Raw genomic sequence first — 18,435 nt, 5'->3', positions numbered from 1 at the left:
TTCGCCTTGAACTCGGGCGCGTGCTGCTTGCGTTTCGACATCTCTGATCTCCTTCTCGTCGAAGATCAGCAGACTGCAAATCGTAGCTTACGTCACTGTCCGAATTTCGGGGGGTAGCTCAAAGTGCCGGCGCAAATGTTGCGCTTCGGCTCCGTCAAAGGGAAGGATGGCTGGACCGGATTATCGACTGAGCAACTCGATCTTTGCCTGCAGCCGTTAACGTCGTCTACCAACAATGCAGTGGCTCGTGGAAAAACGCCGCTATCTGCGCTTGAGAAGCCAGAGGTTGCGCGCACAGTGAGGTCTAGCCATCTCAGTCAACTCAATACAGAGGCGAAAAGTTATCAATCTGCGACCTTGGAGCGTTCCCGTCCTGCTCTTGAGTACCTTGCCATGCAAATCTTCGGACACTTCCAGGCCGAGATTCTAAACAGGGAACTGGCACTTGAACGTCGTAGAAGCTCTCCGCCCGAAAGTGGACCAGTAGAGCTTTGGCAGGGTCAGGTAGCAGCGTTGGAGCGTTCATTATCAATGGCACGGCTTATGAGTTCCGAGGCTTCAGCCTACATACAAGAATTTGGTTCCGGAAGAATTCATCCCAAATCCCCTGAGCCACTTGGCATCCTTCTTGCTCTCGTCTCGGAAACTTAATCCGCGAGGGAAAAAACTACTCAAGCGCTACCGTTTCATGGCACTAGTCTTCGGGGAACCTCGCCTGCATGAGGCCAAATGCAAGACGGTCGAACAGGTACGGCAGGATCCGTTTTGGCGAGAACGAAGGATAAACCAAGCAGGCGTGCCGTTCCGCGCCAACCCTCGGCACGCCTGCAAATGTCGCAACCACATGCGTGGTCGCGCAGTCGGCGAAACCTCGGCCGACCTGGTGGGCTCCGAGCGGGTTCGCCGCCATTCCCACCTCCGCGCTCGATCCGGCCCACTGTCCGGCGTCTCCTGCGGTCCCCGCGCTTGTCGGGTCCGGGTCCCCATCAGTTCTGGCCGCTTTGGCTAGTCCGCCTCGGTTGGCGGGGTGGAGGCCATCTCGCTGATCGCTTGAAATTCTGTCAGAAATTCCGGTCGATGCTGCATCAGATACCGGACGATCCTGGCGTTTCCGAGCAGCTTTGCCAGATACCCCTTGATGACGGTCAGCTGCAGGTGGTCCTGGCCGTAGGAGTCTTGGATCGAAGTGATCCCTTCCTGCAGCCGGGCCAGCTCGCGCTCCATGCGGGCCATGGCCTCTCATCTTCTTGGGTTTCTTCGTGTCCACCAGCTGCGCCTGGGGCGTTCCTGCAAGGATTGCGGAGATGTACGCTGGCGAGTAATTGTTTGCATTCATCATCAGCTCTGCCGCCTCGATCTGGCGCATGGCTTTCATCTTACGCAGGATTTCGAACACGGCGGTCGCGCAGTGTTTGTCCTTCAGGATGCCGACAGCCTCTTCACAGATCCCGTCGAGCAGCTTTGCCTTTCGCACAATGCTGCGCGGATTGAGGTCCAGCGCCAGAGCGATCTTTTCTTCGGAGACCCCGCGCTCTATGGCCTTGCGGATCATCTTGTGCTCCTGGATGGGCGCAAGACGGCTGATCCGCTTGTTATAGGTGAAGGCCTCGTCGTCGGTGGAAATCAGACATTCGACCCGTTCGATGCCGAGATCCTTCAGCACCTCGATCCGGATATGCCCATCAAGCAGCATATAGGTGTCTTGCTCACCCATGGATCGCGTGACGACCGGGGGCTCGACCAGGCCAACCTCTTTGATCGACGCGGTGATCTGGCGGTACTTGCGGCTGGATTTGACGGATGCGTTGAGGGCGCGCACGGGCAGGACGGCCGCTACCGGCACGGTGACGCAATCGCTCTCGAAGCCAAGCGTCACCGTGTCCGGGGTTTTGCGCTTGCCCCGGCTCATTCTGCCACTCCCGCATCCAGTGATTGCCCGAGATAGGTGGGCAGGGTATCCAGCCCCTCCGCGCGCAAGAGCGTCAGAAAGTGGTCATCGTCGCGCAGCGCGCGAAACGCCTCCACGACGAACATCAGGCGGCCCTGCGTCAGCTCGGCCTTTTTGATAAGTATCTTCTGGCGTTCCGCTTCCTGTTGATAAGCACGCACGAGCGCGTCACTTGTCAAAGGCCGTTTGGCGCCATCGCTTCTGCCATAGCGGTTTCGATGAAGGTGCGGGCCCTGAGCATCGCGCTGCTGGATGAGACGGCGCACAGCGGCCAGCTTCTTTCCGCGCAGCTTCTTCTGGGTGTAGGCGTCCATCAGAGCGCGCTGCCCGCCCTCGGCATCTGTCTTTGAAATGTCGATGGCAAGGTTCAGCGGCAGAAGGCCAGTTTCCACGGCCGAGACCAGCCGTTCTTCTCCACGTTCCAGAAGCCCCGCGATCATGCCGACGTAGTCTGGCGTGACGCCGATCTTGTTGGCGATCTGGCGGTCGTTGTAGCCGCGTTTGCGCAGGTTGCCGATCTCGCGCATCAGGTCGATCGGATTGTGCTGGCGGCGCGCGCAGTTCTCCACGAGGCTCATGACCAGGCAATCGCTCTCATCGGCGTCGATCACGATGGCTGGGATTGCGTCCTGCTGAAGCTCCATGAACGCCTCAAGCCGCCCTTGGCCGCAGACGAGATCATATTCCGCAGGATCGGTTCCGGCCCGTTGCGCCACGGTGATCGGGCGCTTCAGACCGATCTTCGCGATGTTCTCGACCATTTCCTCGAAAGTGCGCCGGTTGCGCACACGGGGGTTTAGGATGCGAATTCGGTCGGTGGGGATGAGAGTGACCTGTTTCTGGACAATTTCTTGGGCGTCGTCTGGCATCAGGCAGCCTCCGTGATCCGGGCCCGGCCAGCGAGCGCATAAAAATAGTCGAGCGTGTCGAAGCGGTAGGCGTCCAGTGACAACCCGTTCTGCTCAGCCAGCCTCAGTCTGGCCATGGTCATGTCGATGCTCGGCAGCAGGTAATAATCACGTGGTGCTTCGTTCAATTCGTCCATCCGCACGGCAATCGTGATGTCGGGCACCAGGCCAGTATCGAGACGGATGCGCCATCGCAGGGAACCGCCCTGCGTCTCGAAACACCGGGCAAGCACAACCGACGCTGTGAACTCGTCATTGATGCGGATCAGGTCGGTGTCTGGATCTTGGACAGCCTGGCCGCCGCGTTCGCCGATACCGTCGAGGATCTGGGCCACGATGCCGGGGTGGGCCTGCCGCAAGGCCCGGTTGATCTCGACGTAGCGATAGTCGCGCTCCGGCTCGTAGCCAATCATCTGGTAGGCGCGCAGCAGGCTGCCGAAGCGGCTCCGAAAGGCGTTGGACGACGGTAGGTCGTCCTGTTCATCGATGATCAGTCCGGACAGCACGCCTTTCTGTTTCAGCACGGCGCGCAGGGCTTCGAGCAGTTCGGCGTCCGTGAAATGCTGACTGCGCGCGTCGACGATTTCGCGTGCGCGCAGGAACAGCGGTTCGTCCACAATGGCGGGGTAGGCGCCCTCCGCCCGGATCCACATTTCGCGTGGGTTCACCACCCGGCGCTGTTTCAGCTTGAAGGACATCTTGTTGTAGACGTTGTTGCCGATGTATTTTTCGTTGGTCAGGACCTGGTGCACCGATGCCCGGGACCATGGCCGCTCAAGATCTGTCAGATGCCCCTCGGCATTCAGGGTTTCCGCAATCTCACGCTCCGAGCAGCCGTCCTCAACGAACATCCGATACATGCGGCGCACGACATCCTGTTCCTGCTCAGGGCCCGGAACGAGGACGACACGGTCGGTCTGAAGGCTCTTCTGCTCACCGCGGGACAAGGCACCCTTCGGGTTGCCGTGTTCGTCTATCAGTACCCGGCGCAGGCCGTACCCGGCCGCACCGCCTTGGCGGTATCCAAGCTCCACCAGGCGGCATTGCCCCGCGAAGACCTTCACCGAAAGCTCACGGCTGTATTCGCCCGCCATCACCCGCTTGACGGTTTTCAGCAGGTTGGAGCCGATGCTGCCGTCGTTTTCGAACTGCTCGCCGCAATAGTGAACCCGGATCCCGGCACGAGAGCAGACATGCTCGTGGTAGGCCCCTTCATCAGCATCCTGAAACCGGCCCCAGCGGCTGACGTCATAGACCAGAATGGCCTTGAAATCCGCTTGGCCGGTTCTGACCTCTGCCATCAGGTTCTGCAGCGCCTCGCGACCGTCCAGCCGCAACCCGGACCGACCGGAGTCCTCGAAGACGCGCAGGATCTGCAGGCCCCGGGCGGTGGCGTAATCCCGAATGATGTCGAGTTGGTTCTCAGTCGAGTACTTCTGGTGATCGGTCGACATCCGCACATAGGCAACGGCTGGGATATCCTGTCCGGCCTCGTCACCTTTGTTCTCGCTGTTGTATCGACCGTTATTCAAATCGGGTTTTCCTTTTCAGCCTTTTTTGGGTTCAATTTTTCCATCTGGCACAAACTCGTCTGGAAAGTCGTTTCCTGAAACGGGCAAGGTTTTTCCGTTTGCCCGGCGGTCATTTTTCAAACTCCGATTCATTACTGCGCTCCCAAAATCAGTAGTGTCCGTCAAGCGCGGTCCAATGACCCGCAACGGACAAAATCGACTCCCGCCGTTTTCATGGTTCTTCAATTGTTTAACGAAGAAGGACGTGAAAATGCGCGTGAAGATGGGCACAGTTGTGCCGAAAATGGGCACATTTGTGCACCTGGTCGACGAACCAACCGATTATCGAACCGCCATAGCGATGGCTCTGCACGAAGAGTTGGACGACACACACAGGGCAATCAAAATGGCCATGCGCTGGACGGGTGCCAGCGAACGCACCGTGAAGTACTGGTTCTCGGGCGAGCGGGGGCCGAGCGGCGACCATCTGATCGCCCTCGCGCGGCATTCTGATGCTGTGCTCTATGTTGTTCTTGCACTTGCGGGCCGCCACATTGTCGAGGAGGCAGACGATTGAGGGACGAACGATGATCGGCAAGAGCAGGGTGTAGCTCACTCTTGTTTTGTGTGCGTTTTTGGTTATATTGAATACAGGCGAGATGAGAGGTGCCGTGCCATGTCCCGAACGACCACGATGACCGTCCGCCTTGGTGGGGCACTGAGTGACTTCGTGTCGGCCAACGTAGGCGATGACGGGTCCTATGAGAACGTCAGCGAGTACATCCGTGACCTGATCCGGCGTGACAAGGAGAGGGCGGAGCAGGAAGCCTTCAACCGGCTGAAGGGCGAGCTTACTCATGCCTTCGCAGCCCCGGAGGAGACATACCAGTCATTGACGGCGGCCGAGGTGATCGCGCGGAACCGGGCCTGACCCGGTGCCCGCCATCCGTATCCAGGAAGGGGCGTCGCACCGCCTCGATGACATCTACCGCTACACCCGTGACAGGTGGGGAGATGATCAGGCCGAGAAATACATCACCGGCCTGTTCGCCGCCTTCGACAAGATCGCAGCACACGGTGTCGCGTCGAAACCGATCCCAGCCGAGTTTGGTGTTGAAGGGTTCTTCTTTCGATACGAGCGTCATTTCGTCTACTGGCGTCATCTATCGAATGGCGACATCGGGATCGTGACCATCCTGCATGAGCGCATGCATCAGATCGACCGCTTCCGGGATGATTTTGGGCTCGGCTGATCGGACGCCTTTTCACGGCGCATCAGAATTGCGCAGCGTGGAATCGTCAATGTTTGCACGGTCCAGCGGTAACAGTAGCCACCTACTTGCTGGATGTGAGGAGGATGCCGCTCTCACCAGACGGCATCACCACGTGAGACGCTTGCAGTGCTGGAAGCGCTCGTGGGGTGCATTGCGCGAAAAATATTAATTTAAAATCAATGGCTTGATGTGGAGAAGGTTCGACGCCAGTCCCGTTCCCTCCGCCACCCACCTTCCGGAAATCCCCTTACCATGACGCTTTCGCGATTTCTGCTCGGGTTTTCGGGCGGTTGCGGGCTGGGCTCTCTGAGAGAGACGCCTTGGTGTGGCGCGGTCTCGGCGCGGCAAAGGGGACAGACACACTGACCTTGCAGAGACGAGTTGGCATTCGTCTGGCAGCACCGCCACCAATTCTGGCGAAAGCTTTGGGATTGAACATAAAAACTTGGCTCCAGTAGTTCGGGGTACAATTTGGCTGATCGACCACCGTCGATGCCAATGTAAAAGCTAGCTTAGCACGTCTTTCGCAAGGCGGCCATATGATGTGGTCGCGACCGTAGCCTTGGTAGCGTCTGTCCTGTGACGGCCTATTTGCCTTAAGCGGCGAATTGCTGCGACGAGCCCTCTGCTGACTTAGGTCCGGTGCGCAGCATCCGGTCACAGAACAGACACTCAGCCTGCCGGATGTTGACTGGCTGCTCGGAGATCGCGGATATGACGCCGATTTGTTCAGAGAAGCGTTGGAAGACAAAGGGATACGCCCCTGCATCCCCGGACGAAAACAACGCAAGATCCCCGTTAAATATGACAAGCGCCGCTACAAACGCCGCAACCGCCCCTCTCGTGACATTGCTGCGCAATGCACTGCCGGGCAGTGATCGAGATCATGTTCGGCAGGCTCAAGGACTGGCGCCGTGTCGCCACCAGATATGATAGGTGCCCCAGGGTCTTCTGCTCAGCCATCGCTCTTGCCGCAATCGTTATGTTCTGGCTATGAAACGAGAACGAGTCCTGACCCTAAAACACTGCGAGAATTGTCAGGCGTCCAATCTATTCGACAACGGGATAGAACGGCTTTCCCCAGTTATCATTGGGATTGTCCATCATGATGTCGATGAACACTGGCATAAGAAACCCAAGGATCTCGGCTCCGTCGCGAACCTGCGCCCGGTTCACACCGCTGTTCCAGGTCGACCCACCGTGAACAAGTTGATTGCGCAGGACATAGAGCCGGTCGAAGACGAAGCTCAGGACGCGCGCACTGTCGCCTGCCTGAAACGACTGCGCAAAGGAGCGGGCCGAGGTCTTGAAGCGTTCCTCCCAATCCTCGAACCCGTCGATCCCGTTGTGATATTTCCAGAAGGGATTGAAGACATAGTGGTTTTCCATAAGCATCCGGACCGGGCCGGAGAACCGCTGCCACAACGCCTTGTAGATACGGCGGTCCTTGTCCAGCGCGACAAGCCGCCCGAAGAAATCGACGAAAGCGGCGCGTTCGCCCGGGGCGACCTCCTGAAACTCCCGTTCGTCCGCATAGGCGGCGTTGAATGCGATCCAAAGGAAAATGAAGCGCGCATCCTCATCCTCGCCGCAGGACTCTGCACGACCGATCCAACTGATGGCGCGATGGGCGCGCAGGCCCATCGTTTCGGGAAACCCTTCGCGAATGGTGCGTTGTTTTGCTTTCAGTGCTGCATGGTTTAGACCATTTTTCATTGTTAAATCCTATTCAATATCGTCATGGCAGAGCGTCGAAATCCGATCTTTGGTGACCCACAACCAATTCGCGCAAACCTGCAGGTGCCAACACCTCGACCTTGTCGCCCCATTGATAAAGGTGCCATGCCATTTCCAACCAACCCGCTGCTTTGAACCTGACGATCAGGCTGCCATCGTCCTGAGGTTCGACAATTTGGGTCGGGTGAAAACGGAATTCGGCGGCGCGCTCTGCGGCCTCAGGTGTGAAGCGCCACACGACTTCGCCGTATTGTTCGGGGTCTTGATAGACACCAAACGCCTGAGCGGCATAGATTTCGAGGGAGAAACCCGGAGCCAGTTGGAAGCTTTCGTTCAGAACTTGCGCCTCATGAATGCGGTCCATGCGGAAGTTCAGGATGTCTTCGCCACGGGCAGGTTGCCGTGCCACAAGATAGCTGCGGTGCCCCAGCAGCATCCCGTGTGGCTCAATCACACGCGGCGCAGCGCCCTGCGGCCCGTAGCAGACCTGCAACCGGAACGGGCCACGCAGCGCTTCGATGACTGCATCTGTCACGGCAGGCTTCAGTGCGACGGTCGGGCCGGGGCGCGTGACTCGGCCCAATCCAGCCAGCACGGCCTCTGCATCGGCTTCCGACCGAAGTGCGTCCCTTGGATTCAAACGCGCCAGCAACCCGTCGCGGAGATCCTCCAATGCACGTGAATGCCGTATTCGTCCTTCATCGCGCGCGGTACGTGCTGCGATTTCCAGCGCCTCGATCGCCGTTTCCTGCCGGGGCTGCAGGCGGTCGGGGAGGGGGGCTTCCATGTGCCAAAACCGCCGCCGCTCTGTATCGTCTGTAGTCGAAACATTTGCGAAGGTTGCATCCAGCGCCTCGGTCATCCGTTGAGCGGTGCGATGCGACACATCAAACTCAGCGCAGATATCTTCGAGGCTGACACCTCCCCGGCGGGACGCTGCCATTTGGGCCAGGCGAAGCAGATCCTGTGCTTTGGCGAAAGACATTTGACCTCCATGCCAGAAATTGACACCTTCGTAAGGTATTGATGACCCTGCGGTCTGTCGAGGTGATTCCCTTGTAGATTGAGTTGTCTGAGTGATGGGGTAGTCATGAGGGATCTCGACGGGCGTATCTTTCTTTCTGCCACGGATCTCATGCGCTTCATGGGGTGCCCGCATGCAACCAGCCTTGATTTGGCGCATATGCGTGGAACGGGCCCGGAGCCGGGGGATAACACCGAGGATGCGGCGCTGTTGCAAAAGCAGGGCGATGCCCATGAGGCGGAGCATCTCTCTCAGCTCAAGGAGGCCGAGCGCTCCATCGTGGAGATAGAGCGTGGCAAGCTTGGCGAAAACGCCGAGGCCACGCGCGCGGCGCTGGCCGCTGGCCCGGATGTGGTGTTTCAGGGCGCGTTTTTGTCGGGGAGCTGGGGCGGTTGGTCTGACTTCCTGGAGCGTGTTGATACTCCTTCGGCGCTCGGAGCGTTCAGCTATGAGGTTGCCGACACCAAGTTGAAACGCCGTGCGCATCCCAAACACGTGCTGCAACTGGTTCTGTACTCTGATCTGTTGACGGAAATTCAGGGGGCGGCACCAGAGTTCGCCCATGTCGAATTGGGGGACGGCACTCGCGCGACGCTGCGGCTGGCCGATTATTCCGCCTATGCCCGGATGGCGCGGGACCGATTGGAAGCCTTTGTCGCTGATCCGCAGCCGACGCGCCCGATGCCTTGTGCCGATTGCGGTCTTTGCCGTTGGGCCGAGCATTGCGACAGCGTCTGGCGCGCTGAGGACAGCTTGTTCAACGTTGCCAGCATCAGCCGTGGTCAGGTGAAAAAACTGGAAGCGGCGGGTGTTCACACGTTGGAAGTCCTCTCAACTCTGAATCACCCAATCCGCAGCATGGCTGAAAACACGCGGCAACGTTTGGTGACGCAGGCGCGCCTGCAGCAGGCCCGCAAAACCGGAGAGCCGGATTACGAATTGCGCGCGCCACAGCCGAGCAAAGGCTTCGACCTTTTGCCGGAACCCCAGCCTGGCGACCTGTTCTATGACATCGAAGGCGATCCGCACTACGAGGGTGGCCTCGAATATTTGCACGGGATCTGGTTTGACGGGCAGTTTCAAACCTTCTGGGCCCATGATCACGACGCCGAAGCGCAGGCGCTGTCCGACTTGCTGGCATTCTTTCGCGCGCGGATCGCGGCGTATCCCACTGCGCGCATCTATCACTACGCACCATACGAAATCACAGCGCTCAAGAGGCTGACCACGAAATATGGGATCGGTGAGGCTTGGAGTCGCTTCAAACAGTCACGAGGCGATCCGCAATGTTCTGATGGGCTGTCTTCTCGCCCTCAAGGATGACGATCCCGACATCACGTTGGAAAACGCTGAACTGGCGCACAAAGTCAGCGGCGGTGAGGATGGGTATCCCGATGGATTTTCGGGCATCACACGCGCCCAGTCGAACGACGACCCTGCGCTGACCGATGCCCATGTCGTGGGCGGCACCGCTTGGTTCTTCTCGCGTGACGAGAATGTGCAGGCCTTTGATTGGCTGTTTGTGGACGAGGCGGGCCAGGTCGGACTTGCCAACATGGCTGCCATGGGTCGTGCCGCGCGAAACATCGTGCTTGTGGGCGACCCACGCCAGTTGCCGCAGGTTATTCAGGGCGCGCATCCCAATCCTGCGAACCTGTCGTGCCTGGACTGGATGTTGGGGGAACATGCGACGGTTCCAGACGACCGGGGCATTTTCCTTCCCACATCCCGGCGGATGCATCCTGATGTTTGTGGGTTCATCTCGGAACAGGTCTACGAAGGCAGACTGACCAGCCATCCCGATACGGCTCACCAGTGCGTGACAGGTACGGCACTCCCCGAAGCCGGAGCTTTCTGGGTGCCGGTCCCGCATGAAGAAAATGCCCAGATCGCACAGGAAGAAGTCGCTGCAATTGGAGAAACCGTCATTGAGTTACTTGGCGGAAGCTGGACGGAGAAGGACGGCAGCACGCGGCCGATGCGCGAGGCGGACATCATCGTCGTCGCCCCATATAACGCGCAGGTGAACGCTCTCAGGGATGCCCTTCCATTGGGCGTCCGCGTCGGGACCGTAGACAAGTTTCAGGGACAGGAGGCACCGGTCTGCTTGGTGTCCATGACCGCATCCTCCGCCGAAGAAACCTCGCGTGGGATGGAGTTCCTGTTTTCGCTCAACCGTATCAATGTCGCGGTGTCACGCGCCAAAGGCCTGGCATTGGTTTTCGGCGCTCCGCGCCTGCGCGAGGCCAAGTGCGATACAGTGGAACAAATGCAGCTGGTCAATACGTTGTGTGCGCTTGGCAAGTATTTTTGGAAGAGAAGACAACACCTTAAACGCAATACAGCGCGATGGACGACTGTTTCAGCAGAGTTGATAACGGAGATGAGTTTACAGCATGAGTATTTACGACCGGCCGGTAAAAGAACTTCTTCACGATTGGGCAGAGGAAACCCTTCGGAAGGGGCAGGTATTCTCAAAAAATGATGCTGTAGAGTGGTTTATGGATCGCTATCCAAAGGTTAAATCGAACACCGTTGAATTGCACATTGATGCAATGTCGACGAATAACGGGCGTAATCGCAGACACCACAAGAACGTAAAGGAAGGCTCGGGGCACGATTTATTCTATAAAACCGGTAGAGGTGAATACCGTCTTTACGATCCCGAGGGCGATCCCGCGCCGGTGTACGATTTAGATGATGAGGAGGAGACCGCAAAAACTAAACTAGCCAGCTGGCTAAAAAAGGCAATGAACGCGCTTGAAGCTGAGCATATTCACGCCGCTATGGATGAGTGTAGTCAACTTGGCCTAGACGTTTTCTTGGATCAGGGTGGTTTCGGGCGTCCGGCGAAAGACTGGGTGAAGCGTGACAAAGAAGAAACTAAATATCCGGCGAAAGCCATTGTTGCCGCAGCTCTTGGGAAACTGGAAGATGGAAGGCAATTCAGAGTCAACGAGTTTTTTGATGGTTTTGGAGAGAAAGAGGGCCGAGAGAAGCTAAGCGAGCTCGGTTTCGAAGTCATTGATAAAACCAAGCTCAAACCCGAACCGGAGGCGGACGCCGTGACCGACGCAACTAACGCACCATTGCCCTCTGCTGTGAACTTGATCCTCTATGGCCCTCCAGGCACGGGTAAGACGTATCAGACGGCATGGGAGGCGGTGCGGCTCTGTTTGGGAGAGCAGGTCGCATCTGGCCTGAAGGGTAGCGAACAACGAGCCGCTCTGATGAGCGCATACCGCGACCTCGTGAGCGAGGGGCGGATTGAATTCGTGACCTTTCACCAATCGATGTCCTACGAGGAGTTCATCGAAGGGCTGCGGCCAACCACCGATACAGCCGAAGGCGGATCAACAGACACGGGTTTTCGATTGGAACCTGTTGCTGGGATTTTTCGGCGCATCGCGGAGCGTGCTAGTTTGAGTTTAAACGCTGACGAACAATTGCCCGAAGATACTTCGGGTTTCGATATCGGTCAGAACGCTGGTGGGTCCGACGATACTTCTGCAATTTTCGAGGCGAACGATCACGATGAAGAACCTTTTGATCTTGAAGGGCTGAATATACGGGAACTACCCCAAGGCCCCCTCTATACATCCGGGGATATGCCGGAAACGATAGATCGCAAAAAAAGTAACCGGCGCTTGGCACAGGCTGTCATCAGGAATCTTTCAGAAAAGTTCCCGGATGGATTTGGCGTGAATCAGTTGGGTGAAGCTCTGGAGGAAGCCTCTATCCTGAATGATGTCCGACCAAGAGATGGTTGGAGAGCATGGCCAGCTTGGCTGAAGCGCGAGGCATGGATCAGAGAGATCGCGGGGCCAGGAATGGTCAATATGAGGCAGGAAGAGGCCACCGTGGATATTCACGAAGAGAGTGGATATGTCCTTATCATCGACGAAATCAACCGGGCGAATATTTCGAAAGTTTTCGGCGAACTGATCACGCTTCTTGAGCCTGACAAGCGGCTCGGGATGGACAACGAAATCCGGCTGACACTTCCATACTCCAAGAAATCTTTTGGGGTGCCTCGAAACCTGCACGTCATCGGCACAATGAACACAGCCGACCGCTCCATCGCGCTTTTGGATACGGCGCTACGCCGCCGGTTTGCTTTCCGCGAACTAATGCCCGATCCGTCTGTTCTCTCGAACAACATTAACGGCGTCGATCTGCAAAAGCTGCTGTCCACGATCAACGAGCGCATTGAGTATCTCTTTGATCGTGAGCATCAGATCGGGCACGCGTATTTCACGAACTGCCAGACGCGAACAGATATCGAGAATGTCATGCGGGACAAAGTGATCCCGTTGCTGGCAGAGTATTTCTACGAAGACTGGTCCAAGGTGGCGGCGGTTCTGGGCGACTCTGGGCAGGGCCCGTCTCGGTTCCTTGACGCGAAACGAATTACAGCCCCAGCGGGAATGACCGAAGACGATTTCTCCAGCGAAAAGCTGCAGTGGACCGTCAAAGACAGGTTCGACTTCTCGGAGTTTTCTGCCTGATGCCTGCCTACACCCTGCGCGAATGGGAAACGCTACCCCTTGGCGAGGGGGACGGTTGTATTCCCGAGCACTTTGCCACACGTCTTGCTGCGCTTGCCAAGTCATCTGCGTTTGCTGGCAGAGGTGGTGGCGGTGTGCTTGAGGATCGCCGTCATGGGCTGCGGGCGCGTGGCATCGTCGGCGTTCTGGCGACAGAAGGCTGCAGTCTTGAAATCCTTCCCAAGATCGACGTCGACCAACAGGAATCTGAGGCAGGGCAGAACGCGGCCATTCGTAAACGCCTTGTTCACATGCTTGCGGTCGCACTCGATCTCAAGATCGAAACGGGCGAAGTGACCGAACTTGACTGGCAGCGCGAAACCCTTTTGGAAATTCTCATCCGGATGTTCTGTAGCAAACTGACCGATGCTATTCGGCGCGGCATGCCGCGCCGGTACACCGTCCAGGAGGATGACCTCGCGGCCCTGCGCGGGGCACTCAATCTGCCTCGTCAATTCACGCGCCACGCGGCAAACCCTTCGCGGCTGGCGTGCAAATTTGATGAGTTGTCGGATGACATTGCGCTGAACCGTATCATGAAAGCAACCGTTGCGCACCTGTTCAGAATGTCACGAAACGCCAGCAACCAACAGCGCCTGCGAGAACTGGCCTTCGTCTATGCCGACATTTCCGAAGTTTCTGTTCTCACGCTGAAGTGGGATGAAGTCATCATCGACCGGACGAACCGCGCGTGGCAAGAGCTTTTCAGGATGGCGCAACTGTTCCTGCGCAACCGCTATCAAACGACCAGCGCCGGTTCGGGGCAAGGGACAGCACTTCTCTTTGAGATGAATGCGCTTTTCGAAGAATATGTCGGTCGGCTGATTACACGCGCTTTGGCAGGTACAGAGTACCGGGTCTCTCTTCAGGGAGGGAGGCTGTTTTGTCTGACATCGCTTGATGATGAGCGCGCGGTGTTCCAGACGAAACCTGATATCCTGATCCGGCAGGCCGGACAGATTGTGCATGTGATCGATACGAAGTGGAAGCGGATTTCCTCGCGCATTGATAATCGCAAGCAAGGGGTTTCTCAAGGCGACGTCTACCAGATGATGGCCTATGCTCATCTTTACAAAGCCCCTCGACTGACGCTGCTCTATCCGCATCACGAGGATCTTTCAGCCGAGGAGGGCGTTCAGGCTCAGTTTCGGATTTCGGGTCAGGAGACGATCATCGAGACGGCGAGCGTGGATGTCGCCAGTGGTGACAATATGACCGCACGCTTGAGAAACATTATTGCCTTGGCGACCAAAGAAACGCTTGAGATTACTCCGTGAAGATCGCCTGTGCGGCGCGGAATTTGTCAGATGCCACTTTGGGGCAGAGAGGGTTCGACGGCAGTCCTATCCCCTCCGTCTCCCACTTTCCGGAAATCCCCTTACCACGACGCTCCCGCGATTTCTGTTCAGGTTTTTGGGCGGTTGCGGGTTTGCCTCTCGGGGAGAGACGCCTTGGCGCGGCGCGGCGCGGAACGGGCGGGTTTCCCACGCAATTCACCAAGGGGAATGAGAATGCGTCCGAAAGTGACGTGTGGCCAGCTTACTGTCGGTCCATCATCACGGAGGCAGCATGACGAACAGATACGAACAGAGGTACTTGATCGGCCTGGCACACAGGCTTGCGACTCGTTTCCAAGCGCGCAGCGTCGTTGCGCTGGAGCTTTCTAACTGGACCGAGGAGCAGGATCTGGGTTTTTCATGGGACCCTGAACTTGATCACTTCAAACGCAGGGGCGTTCCCTCCGAGGTCTGGGACGACCTGTGCGTTCAGATTGCGCATCAGCAGGCGCGTGCACCGCGTGTGCGCCCCGATGCGCTTGCCCGAAACATCTCGGCTCTGACCTCGCACATGGGGCTGAGTCAAGACGAGGAGCAGATCTTTGCTCTCGCCATCCGCGCCGCCCGCAGTGGACCGGTCAAGTCGCTGTGTGGCACGCTTACTGATGAAGCTCGATTGCCGGTCGAAGACGCCGTCGTTCACCTGACCGGTCTCTCGCCAGCGCGCGTCCGCAAGGCGTTGGCGCATTCGGGGAGATTGATGGTTTCCGGCTTGCTGCAGTTCGAGAAACTGCCCGTGTCCGGGCTTGGCCTTCTATCCTCGGAACGCCTTTTGGTCGCGCTGGAGCCCCCCTCCCGTGGGCTTGAAGACATCCTCGGAAGGCTCTTTTCCTCCCAGGAACCTGCGTCAGTGGCGTGGGAGGACTTTGATCATTTGGGGCCAGGGCGGGACTTTGCGGTTCGGCTTCTGCAGGGCGCGATCAAACGGCGTGAAAAGGGGGTGAACATCCTGCTGCATGGGGTGCCGGGGACGGGAAAGACCGAGTTTTGCAAAGCGCTTGCCGCACGGCTCGGCGCGAGCCTCCATGCTGTTGGCGAAACCGACGATGACGGTGACGAGCCGTCGCGCTTCGAGCGGCTGCAGCAGTTGCGGCTTGGTCAACGGCTTCTCGCCGGTCAGGGTAACAGCATCATCCTATTCGACGAAATGGAAGACCTGTTCCCGGGTCTCGACGATGGGCTCTTCGGCCTATCGATGCGACGGTCAGGGTCAAAGGTCCACATGAACCGTCTGATCGAGACCAACCCTGTGCCCACCCTTTGGACGACGAATAGCATCGGCGACTGCGATCCGGCGTTCTTGCGGCGCATTTCCTTCACGTTGGAATTACGAACGCCCCCGGTCTCTGTTCGTGCCCGGGTGTGGCAAAAACTCGCCAAACATCATCAGGTGCCATTGCCTCAAGATATCTGTCTGGAACTGGCCCATTGCATGGAGGATGCACCGGCACTGGCCGACAGCGCGCTCCGGGCGGCGCGCATCGCGCGCGGAGGTGCCGAGGACGTGACGCTTGCGGCGAAGGCAATTTCCTGTGCTGTACGTGGCGGCCATACGCCGTCAATCTCGCCTAGTGGTTGGCGCTTTGATCTGGATCTGGCCAATGCCGACCATGATCTGAGCCTGATCACGGAGCGCTTCGTTGCCTGCGGCCCGGCCAATACGGGGGGACTTTGCCTGAGCGGACCACCGGGCACTGGCAAGAGCGCCTTCGCGAGGTATCTTGCAGAACGTCTCCACATGCCGGTGCTGGAACGGCGTGCCTCGGATCTGCTTGATCGCTATGTCGGCGGAAGCGAACGCAACATTGCCGACGCCTTTGCAGAGGCGCGCGACACCGGCGCCTTCCTTGTTTTTGACGAAGCGGACTCGTTGCTGGGGTCGCGTGAAGGCGCGTCGCATCGCTGGGAAATTTCGCAAGTGAACGAAATGCTCACCTGGATGGAGAACCACCCTCTGCCATTCGCCTGCACAACAAACCTCGTCGATCAGCTTGATCCTGCGACGGTGCGCCGCTTTAACCTGCGGGTCGGCTTCCTGCCGCTCAGTATCGAGCAGCGACAGGCTTGTTTTCGGCGGTTCTTCCGAACTGATCCTCCTGCAGGCCTTCGCGCGCTCGATCAACTGACACCGGGGGATTTTGCGGTCGTGGCACGACGTATCACATTGCTTGGTATCACACAGCCCGAGGCCATCATGACGGAACTCCGCCGTGAACAAGCGTCGAAACCCAACACGCGCAATCCGATCGGGTTTCTGGCGGCGAGTTGACAAACGGGACGGGGATCACACCATGGCGATCTCGCACATAGGTGGATTGCTTGATGCCATGACCGGTTTGCGCCAGACTGTGGGAAATGGAGGATCCCCAATGCGTTATGGCCGATTGGCAGACTTGGTCCGGCTGGCGCTGAAGATGCAGGGTCGTGCCGACGGTCTGTCACTCGACGACATTGGGGAAACCTTCGAAGTCTCGCGCCGAACGGCGGAACGGATGCGCGATGCCATCCGAGACACCTTTCCGCAGACCGAAGAGCTCAGCGAGCCGGGAGGACGCAAACGCTGGCGCCTGCCGCCCGGCACGACGGGGAGACTGGCGGATCCCACGGTCGAGGACATTGCCGTGCTCCACCGTGGGGCTGAACTGGCCCGGCAAAGCGGCGACAAAGCGACAGCAGATCACCTCGACACGCTTTCGGACCGCCTGCGCGCCCGCATGCCGGGGCCGAAGCGAACGAAGCTTGAGCCGGACATCGCTGCCATATTGGAGGCAGACGGAGTAGCTTTGCGGCCGGGACCGCGCGAGGGCATACCAACCGAGACACTGAACATCCTTCGGCAGGCCATTCTCGCGGGCGTCTGGATCGAGGTCGATCACCGCGCCCGTGCAACCGGCCTTCTGAGCCGCAACGCACGGCTCGGCCCCATGGCAATGCTGCTTGGTGAAGGACGCCAGTATCTTGTCGCTTACAGCGAATGGGCCAAGGACGTCAGGCTCTTCGCGCTGGCGGGCTTTGAGAGGATCGCACTGACCGAAGATACTTTCGAGCGGTCGACGGAGTTTGATCTTTCCGCGTGGATGCAACGGTCTTTCGGTATCTGGCAGGAAGACATATATGATGTCGTCTGGCGCTTTACCCCTGAAGCCGCGCCAGAAGCGCGGCTTTACTTGTTCCACTCAACACAGGAATTGACTGACGAGCCCGACGGGAGCTTGACCGTTAAATTTCGCGCAGGCGGGCTGCGCGAGATGTGCTGGCATTTGCTTCGGTGGGGCGATCAGGTGAAGATCATTTCCCCGGCAGCCTTGCGCGACGCCATGGTTGACCACCTGAACAAAGTTCAGAAAGCATACTCATGACGCCATCGCACACACGTCTATCGCGGAAACTGCCTCACTCAACGTTCGGTGCCGCATGAACGATCAGGTTGGCCAGGCTTAGTTCGTGAGAGCCAGCATCAAGGGCATAGGTGACGAGAGGGCCGTCGGTTCCCGCCGAATAATCAAGGCAAAGGGCATTGCCGCTTTGGAGTTCAGGTTCACCAGACATCCAGTAGTGCCCAAAAAATACAGGCCTTTCGTCTACGGGGTAGATGCTTGTCGCCAGCGATGGGGGGAATCGTTTGTCAGGAATCTGCTCCATATTGGGAACAGACATTGCAACCTGACGCCAGGTCTTGGCATCGCCGTTCCACCATTTCAGGCGAATATGATGTCGGAGGTGTTTCCCCTTGTCCGTGAAAGAATATGGCTCTGGCAATCGCTGCTCGGGCCCCTTCGCAAGAGTTTCGGCAATATGGTGGATTTCCTCTCCCTCTCGCCCGGCTCGGATCAGTTGTTCCTCAGAGAGCACCCCGGTCTGGCTATGCCCCCTCAAATCGTCAATCGCCGATTGGATCCAGGCCGCGTGAACCGCGCGAAATCTCTCGGTCTCGATGAACAGCGGCAGTTCCTTCATCCACTCCAGAACCGGTTTGGTTTCAGGAGCCCCAAGGGGAAACTCCTTGAGGAAACTCTTATGCTGTTCGACGTGTCAATCGGCATGCAATCCTGACCCCCTATCGGCGCCCAAAAATGACCCCTTTATTTTGCGCAGGGGTAGCTGGCCCGATGCGGTGTAGCCATCACACAGCGCAGCCGCGTCGGGCCA

15 protein-coding genes and 2 pseudogenes are annotated in these 18,435 nt (G+C 58.2%); 11 read left to right on the top strand and 6 right to left on the bottom strand.

The genetic code is table 11. The annotated features are described in order from the left end of the window. The first annotated feature begins 135 nt into the window (after nt 1–135). Nucleotides 136–651, top strand: a complete 516-nt coding sequence (locus tag E1B25_RS20845) for a hypothetical protein (protein ID WP_132831512.1) — start codon at nt 136–138, stop codon at nt 649–651. Nucleotides 652–1,005: 354 nt separating this feature from the next. Here E1B25_RS20845 and E1B25_RS20840 read toward each other — a convergent pair. From E1B25_RS20840 to E1B25_RS20830, 3 genes and pseudogenes are all read right to left on the bottom strand, one after another. Continuing rightward, nucleotides 1,006–1,909 (bottom strand): annotated as a pseudogene (locus E1B25_RS20840) (plasmid partitioning protein RepB C-terminal domain-containing protein). Next, the gene (locus tag E1B25_RS20835; protein ID WP_132831511.1) at nt 1,906–2,817 is read right to left on the bottom strand and encodes a plasmid partitioning protein RepB C-terminal domain-containing protein; all 912 of its coding nucleotides are present in this window, start codon (nt 2,815–2,817) and stop codon (nt 1,906–1,908) included. The pseudogene E1B25_RS20840 and the gene E1B25_RS20835 overlap by 4 nt, the downstream one beginning before the upstream one ends. Then, nucleotides 2,817–4,388 (bottom strand): recombinase family protein, encoded by a 1,572-nt coding sequence (locus E1B25_RS20830; RefSeq protein WP_132831510.1) that lies wholly within the window; start codon nt 4,386–4,388, stop codon nt 2,817–2,819. The genes E1B25_RS20835 and E1B25_RS20830 overlap by 1 nt, the downstream gene beginning before the upstream one ends. 250 nt (nt 4,389–4,638) lie before the next feature. Between E1B25_RS20830 and E1B25_RS20825 the strand changes: the two genes are divergently transcribed. The 4 genes and pseudogenes from E1B25_RS20825 to E1B25_RS20810 form a co-directional block, all read left to right on the top strand. Next, complete coding sequence (locus tag E1B25_RS20825) at nt 4,639–4,944, top strand: XRE family transcriptional regulator (RefSeq protein ID WP_175502282.1); 306 nt, start codon at nt 4,639–4,641, stop codon at nt 4,942–4,944. 99 nt (nt 4,945–5,043) lie between these two features. After that, entirely contained in the window at nt 5,044–5,298 is a 255-nt protein-coding gene (locus tag E1B25_RS20820) for a ribbon-helix-helix domain-containing protein (RefSeq protein WP_132831509.1), read from the top strand. Between the two features lie 4 nt (nt 5,299–5,302). Beyond that, on the top strand, nt 5,303–5,620 hold the full coding sequence (locus tag E1B25_RS20815) for a type II toxin-antitoxin system RelE/ParE family toxin (RefSeq protein WP_132831508.1): 318 nt from the start codon (nt 5,303–5,305) through the stop codon (nt 5,618–5,620). 695 nt (nt 5,621–6,315) lie between these two features. Then, a pseudogene (locus tag E1B25_RS20810) lies at nt 6,316–6,638 on the top strand (transposase); the annotation flags it as partial. A gap of 53 nt (nt 6,639–6,691) precedes the next feature. On the opposite strand, the gene E1B25_RS20805 reads toward E1B25_RS20810, so the two are convergent. Next, nucleotides 6,692–7,357 carry a HEPN domain-containing protein gene (locus tag E1B25_RS20805; protein ID WP_165937710.1) on the bottom strand — a complete coding sequence of 222 codons (666 nt, stop codon included), beginning with the start codon at nt 7,355–7,357 and terminating at the stop codon, nt 6,692–6,694. Nucleotides 7,358–7,379: 22 nt separating this feature from the next. Continuing rightward, nucleotides 7,380–8,363, bottom strand: a complete 984-nt coding sequence (locus tag E1B25_RS20800; protein WP_132831507.1) for a helix-turn-helix transcriptional regulator — start codon at nt 8,361–8,363, stop codon at nt 7,380–7,382. Between the two features lie 105 nt (nt 8,364–8,468). On the opposite strand from E1B25_RS20800, the gene E1B25_RS22395 reads away from it, so the two are divergent. The 6 genes from E1B25_RS22395 to E1B25_RS20770 all read left to right on the top strand — a co-directional run bounded on the left by E1B25_RS22395 (nt 8,469) and on the right by E1B25_RS20770 (nt 17,645). Next, entirely contained in the window at nt 8,469–9,725 is a 1,257-nt protein-coding gene (locus E1B25_RS22395; protein WP_206338604.1) for a TM0106 family RecB-like putative nuclease, read from the top strand. Continuing rightward, nucleotides 9,697–10,887, top strand: coding sequence for a DEAD/DEAH box helicase (locus tag E1B25_RS22390; protein ID WP_206338603.1), 1,191 nt, complete (start codon nt 9,697–9,699; stop codon nt 10,885–10,887). Before E1B25_RS22395 ends, E1B25_RS22390 begins: the two co-directional genes overlap by 29 nt. Continuing rightward, nucleotides 10,799–12,910, top strand: a complete 2,112-nt coding sequence (locus E1B25_RS22655) for an McrB family protein (RefSeq protein WP_245510801.1) — start codon at nt 10,799–10,801, stop codon at nt 12,908–12,910. The genes E1B25_RS22390 and E1B25_RS22655 overlap by 89 nt, the downstream gene beginning before the upstream one ends. Then, complete coding sequence (locus tag E1B25_RS20780; RefSeq protein WP_132831506.1) at nt 12,910–14,226, top strand: McrC family protein; 1,317 nt, start codon at nt 12,910–12,912, stop codon at nt 14,224–14,226. The genes E1B25_RS22655 and E1B25_RS20780 overlap by 1 nt, the downstream gene beginning before the upstream one ends. Nucleotides 14,227–14,518: 292 nt before the next feature. Further along, nucleotides 14,519–16,555: an AAA family ATPase gene (locus E1B25_RS20775; protein WP_132831505.1), complete on the top strand. Its 2,037-nt coding sequence runs from the start codon at nt 14,519–14,521 to the stop codon at nt 16,553–16,555. 22 nt (nt 16,556–16,577) lie between these two features. Then, the gene (locus tag E1B25_RS20770; RefSeq protein ID WP_132831504.1) at nt 16,578–17,645 is read left to right on the top strand and encodes a helix-turn-helix transcriptional regulator; all 1,068 of its coding nucleotides are present in this window, start codon (nt 16,578–16,580) and stop codon (nt 17,643–17,645) included. A 34-nt stretch (nt 17,646–17,679) separates the two neighbouring features. On the opposite strand, the gene E1B25_RS20765 is transcribed toward E1B25_RS20770, so the two are convergent. After that, nucleotides 17,680–18,243, bottom strand: coding sequence for a metallophosphoesterase family protein (locus E1B25_RS20765; RefSeq protein WP_132831503.1), 564 nt, complete (start codon nt 18,241–18,243; stop codon nt 17,680–17,682). Nucleotides 18,244–18,435: the final 192 nt, after the last annotated feature.

The sequence above is a fragment of the Antarcticimicrobium sediminis genome, from assembly GCF_004348975.1.
Taxonomy (GTDB): domain Bacteria; phylum Pseudomonadota; class Alphaproteobacteria; order Rhodobacterales; family Rhodobacteraceae; genus Antarcticimicrobium; species Antarcticimicrobium sediminis.
Note: the sequence above shows the minus strand (reverse complement) of the source record. Positions and strands in the feature narration are given on the sequence as shown.

Bases quoted from the DNA above. Each gene is read 5' to 3' on its own strand.
- E1B25_RS20845 (WP_132831512.1), top strand. From the start codon at position 136: ATGTTGCGCTTCGGCTCCGTCAAAGGGAAGGATGGCTGGACCGGATTA.
- E1B25_RS20835 (WP_132831511.1), bottom strand. From the start codon at position 2,817: ATGCCAGACGACGCCCAAGAAATTGTCCAGAAACAGGTCACTCTCATC.
- E1B25_RS20825 (WP_175502282.1), top strand. From the start codon at position 4,639: ATGCGCGTGAAGATGGGCACAGTTGTGCCGAAAATGGGCACATTTGTG.
- E1B25_RS20820 (WP_132831509.1), top strand. From the start codon at position 5,044: ATGTCCCGAACGACCACGATGACCGTCCGCCTTGGTGGGGCACTGAGT.
- E1B25_RS20805 (WP_165937710.1), bottom strand. From the start codon at position 7,357: ATGAAAAATGGTCTAAACCATGCAGCACTGAAAGCAAAACAACGCACC.
- E1B25_RS20800 (WP_132831507.1), bottom strand. From the start codon at position 8,363: ATGTCTTTCGCCAAAGCACAGGATCTGCTTCGCCTGGCCCAAATGGCA.
- E1B25_RS22395 (WP_206338604.1), top strand. From the start codon at position 8,469: ATGAGGGATCTCGACGGGCGTATCTTTCTTTCTGCCACGGATCTCATG.
- E1B25_RS22390 (WP_206338603.1), top strand. From the start codon at position 9,697: ATGGGCTGTCTTCTCGCCCTCAAGGATGACGATCCCGACATCACGTTG.
- E1B25_RS22655 (WP_245510801.1), top strand. From the start codon at position 10,799: ATGAGTATTTACGACCGGCCGGTAAAAGAACTTCTTCACGATTGGGCA.
- E1B25_RS20780 (WP_132831506.1), top strand. From the start codon at position 12,910: ATGCCTGCCTACACCCTGCGCGAATGGGAAACGCTACCCCTTGGCGAG.
- E1B25_RS20775 (WP_132831505.1), top strand. From the start codon at position 14,519: ATGACGAACAGATACGAACAGAGGTACTTGATCGGCCTGGCACACAGG.
- E1B25_RS20770 (WP_132831504.1), top strand. From the start codon at position 16,578: ATGGCGATCTCGCACATAGGTGGATTGCTTGATGCCATGACCGGTTTG.
- E1B25_RS20765 (WP_132831503.1), bottom strand. From the start codon at position 18,243: ATGAAGGAACTGCCGCTGTTCATCGAGACCGAGAGATTTCGCGCGGTT.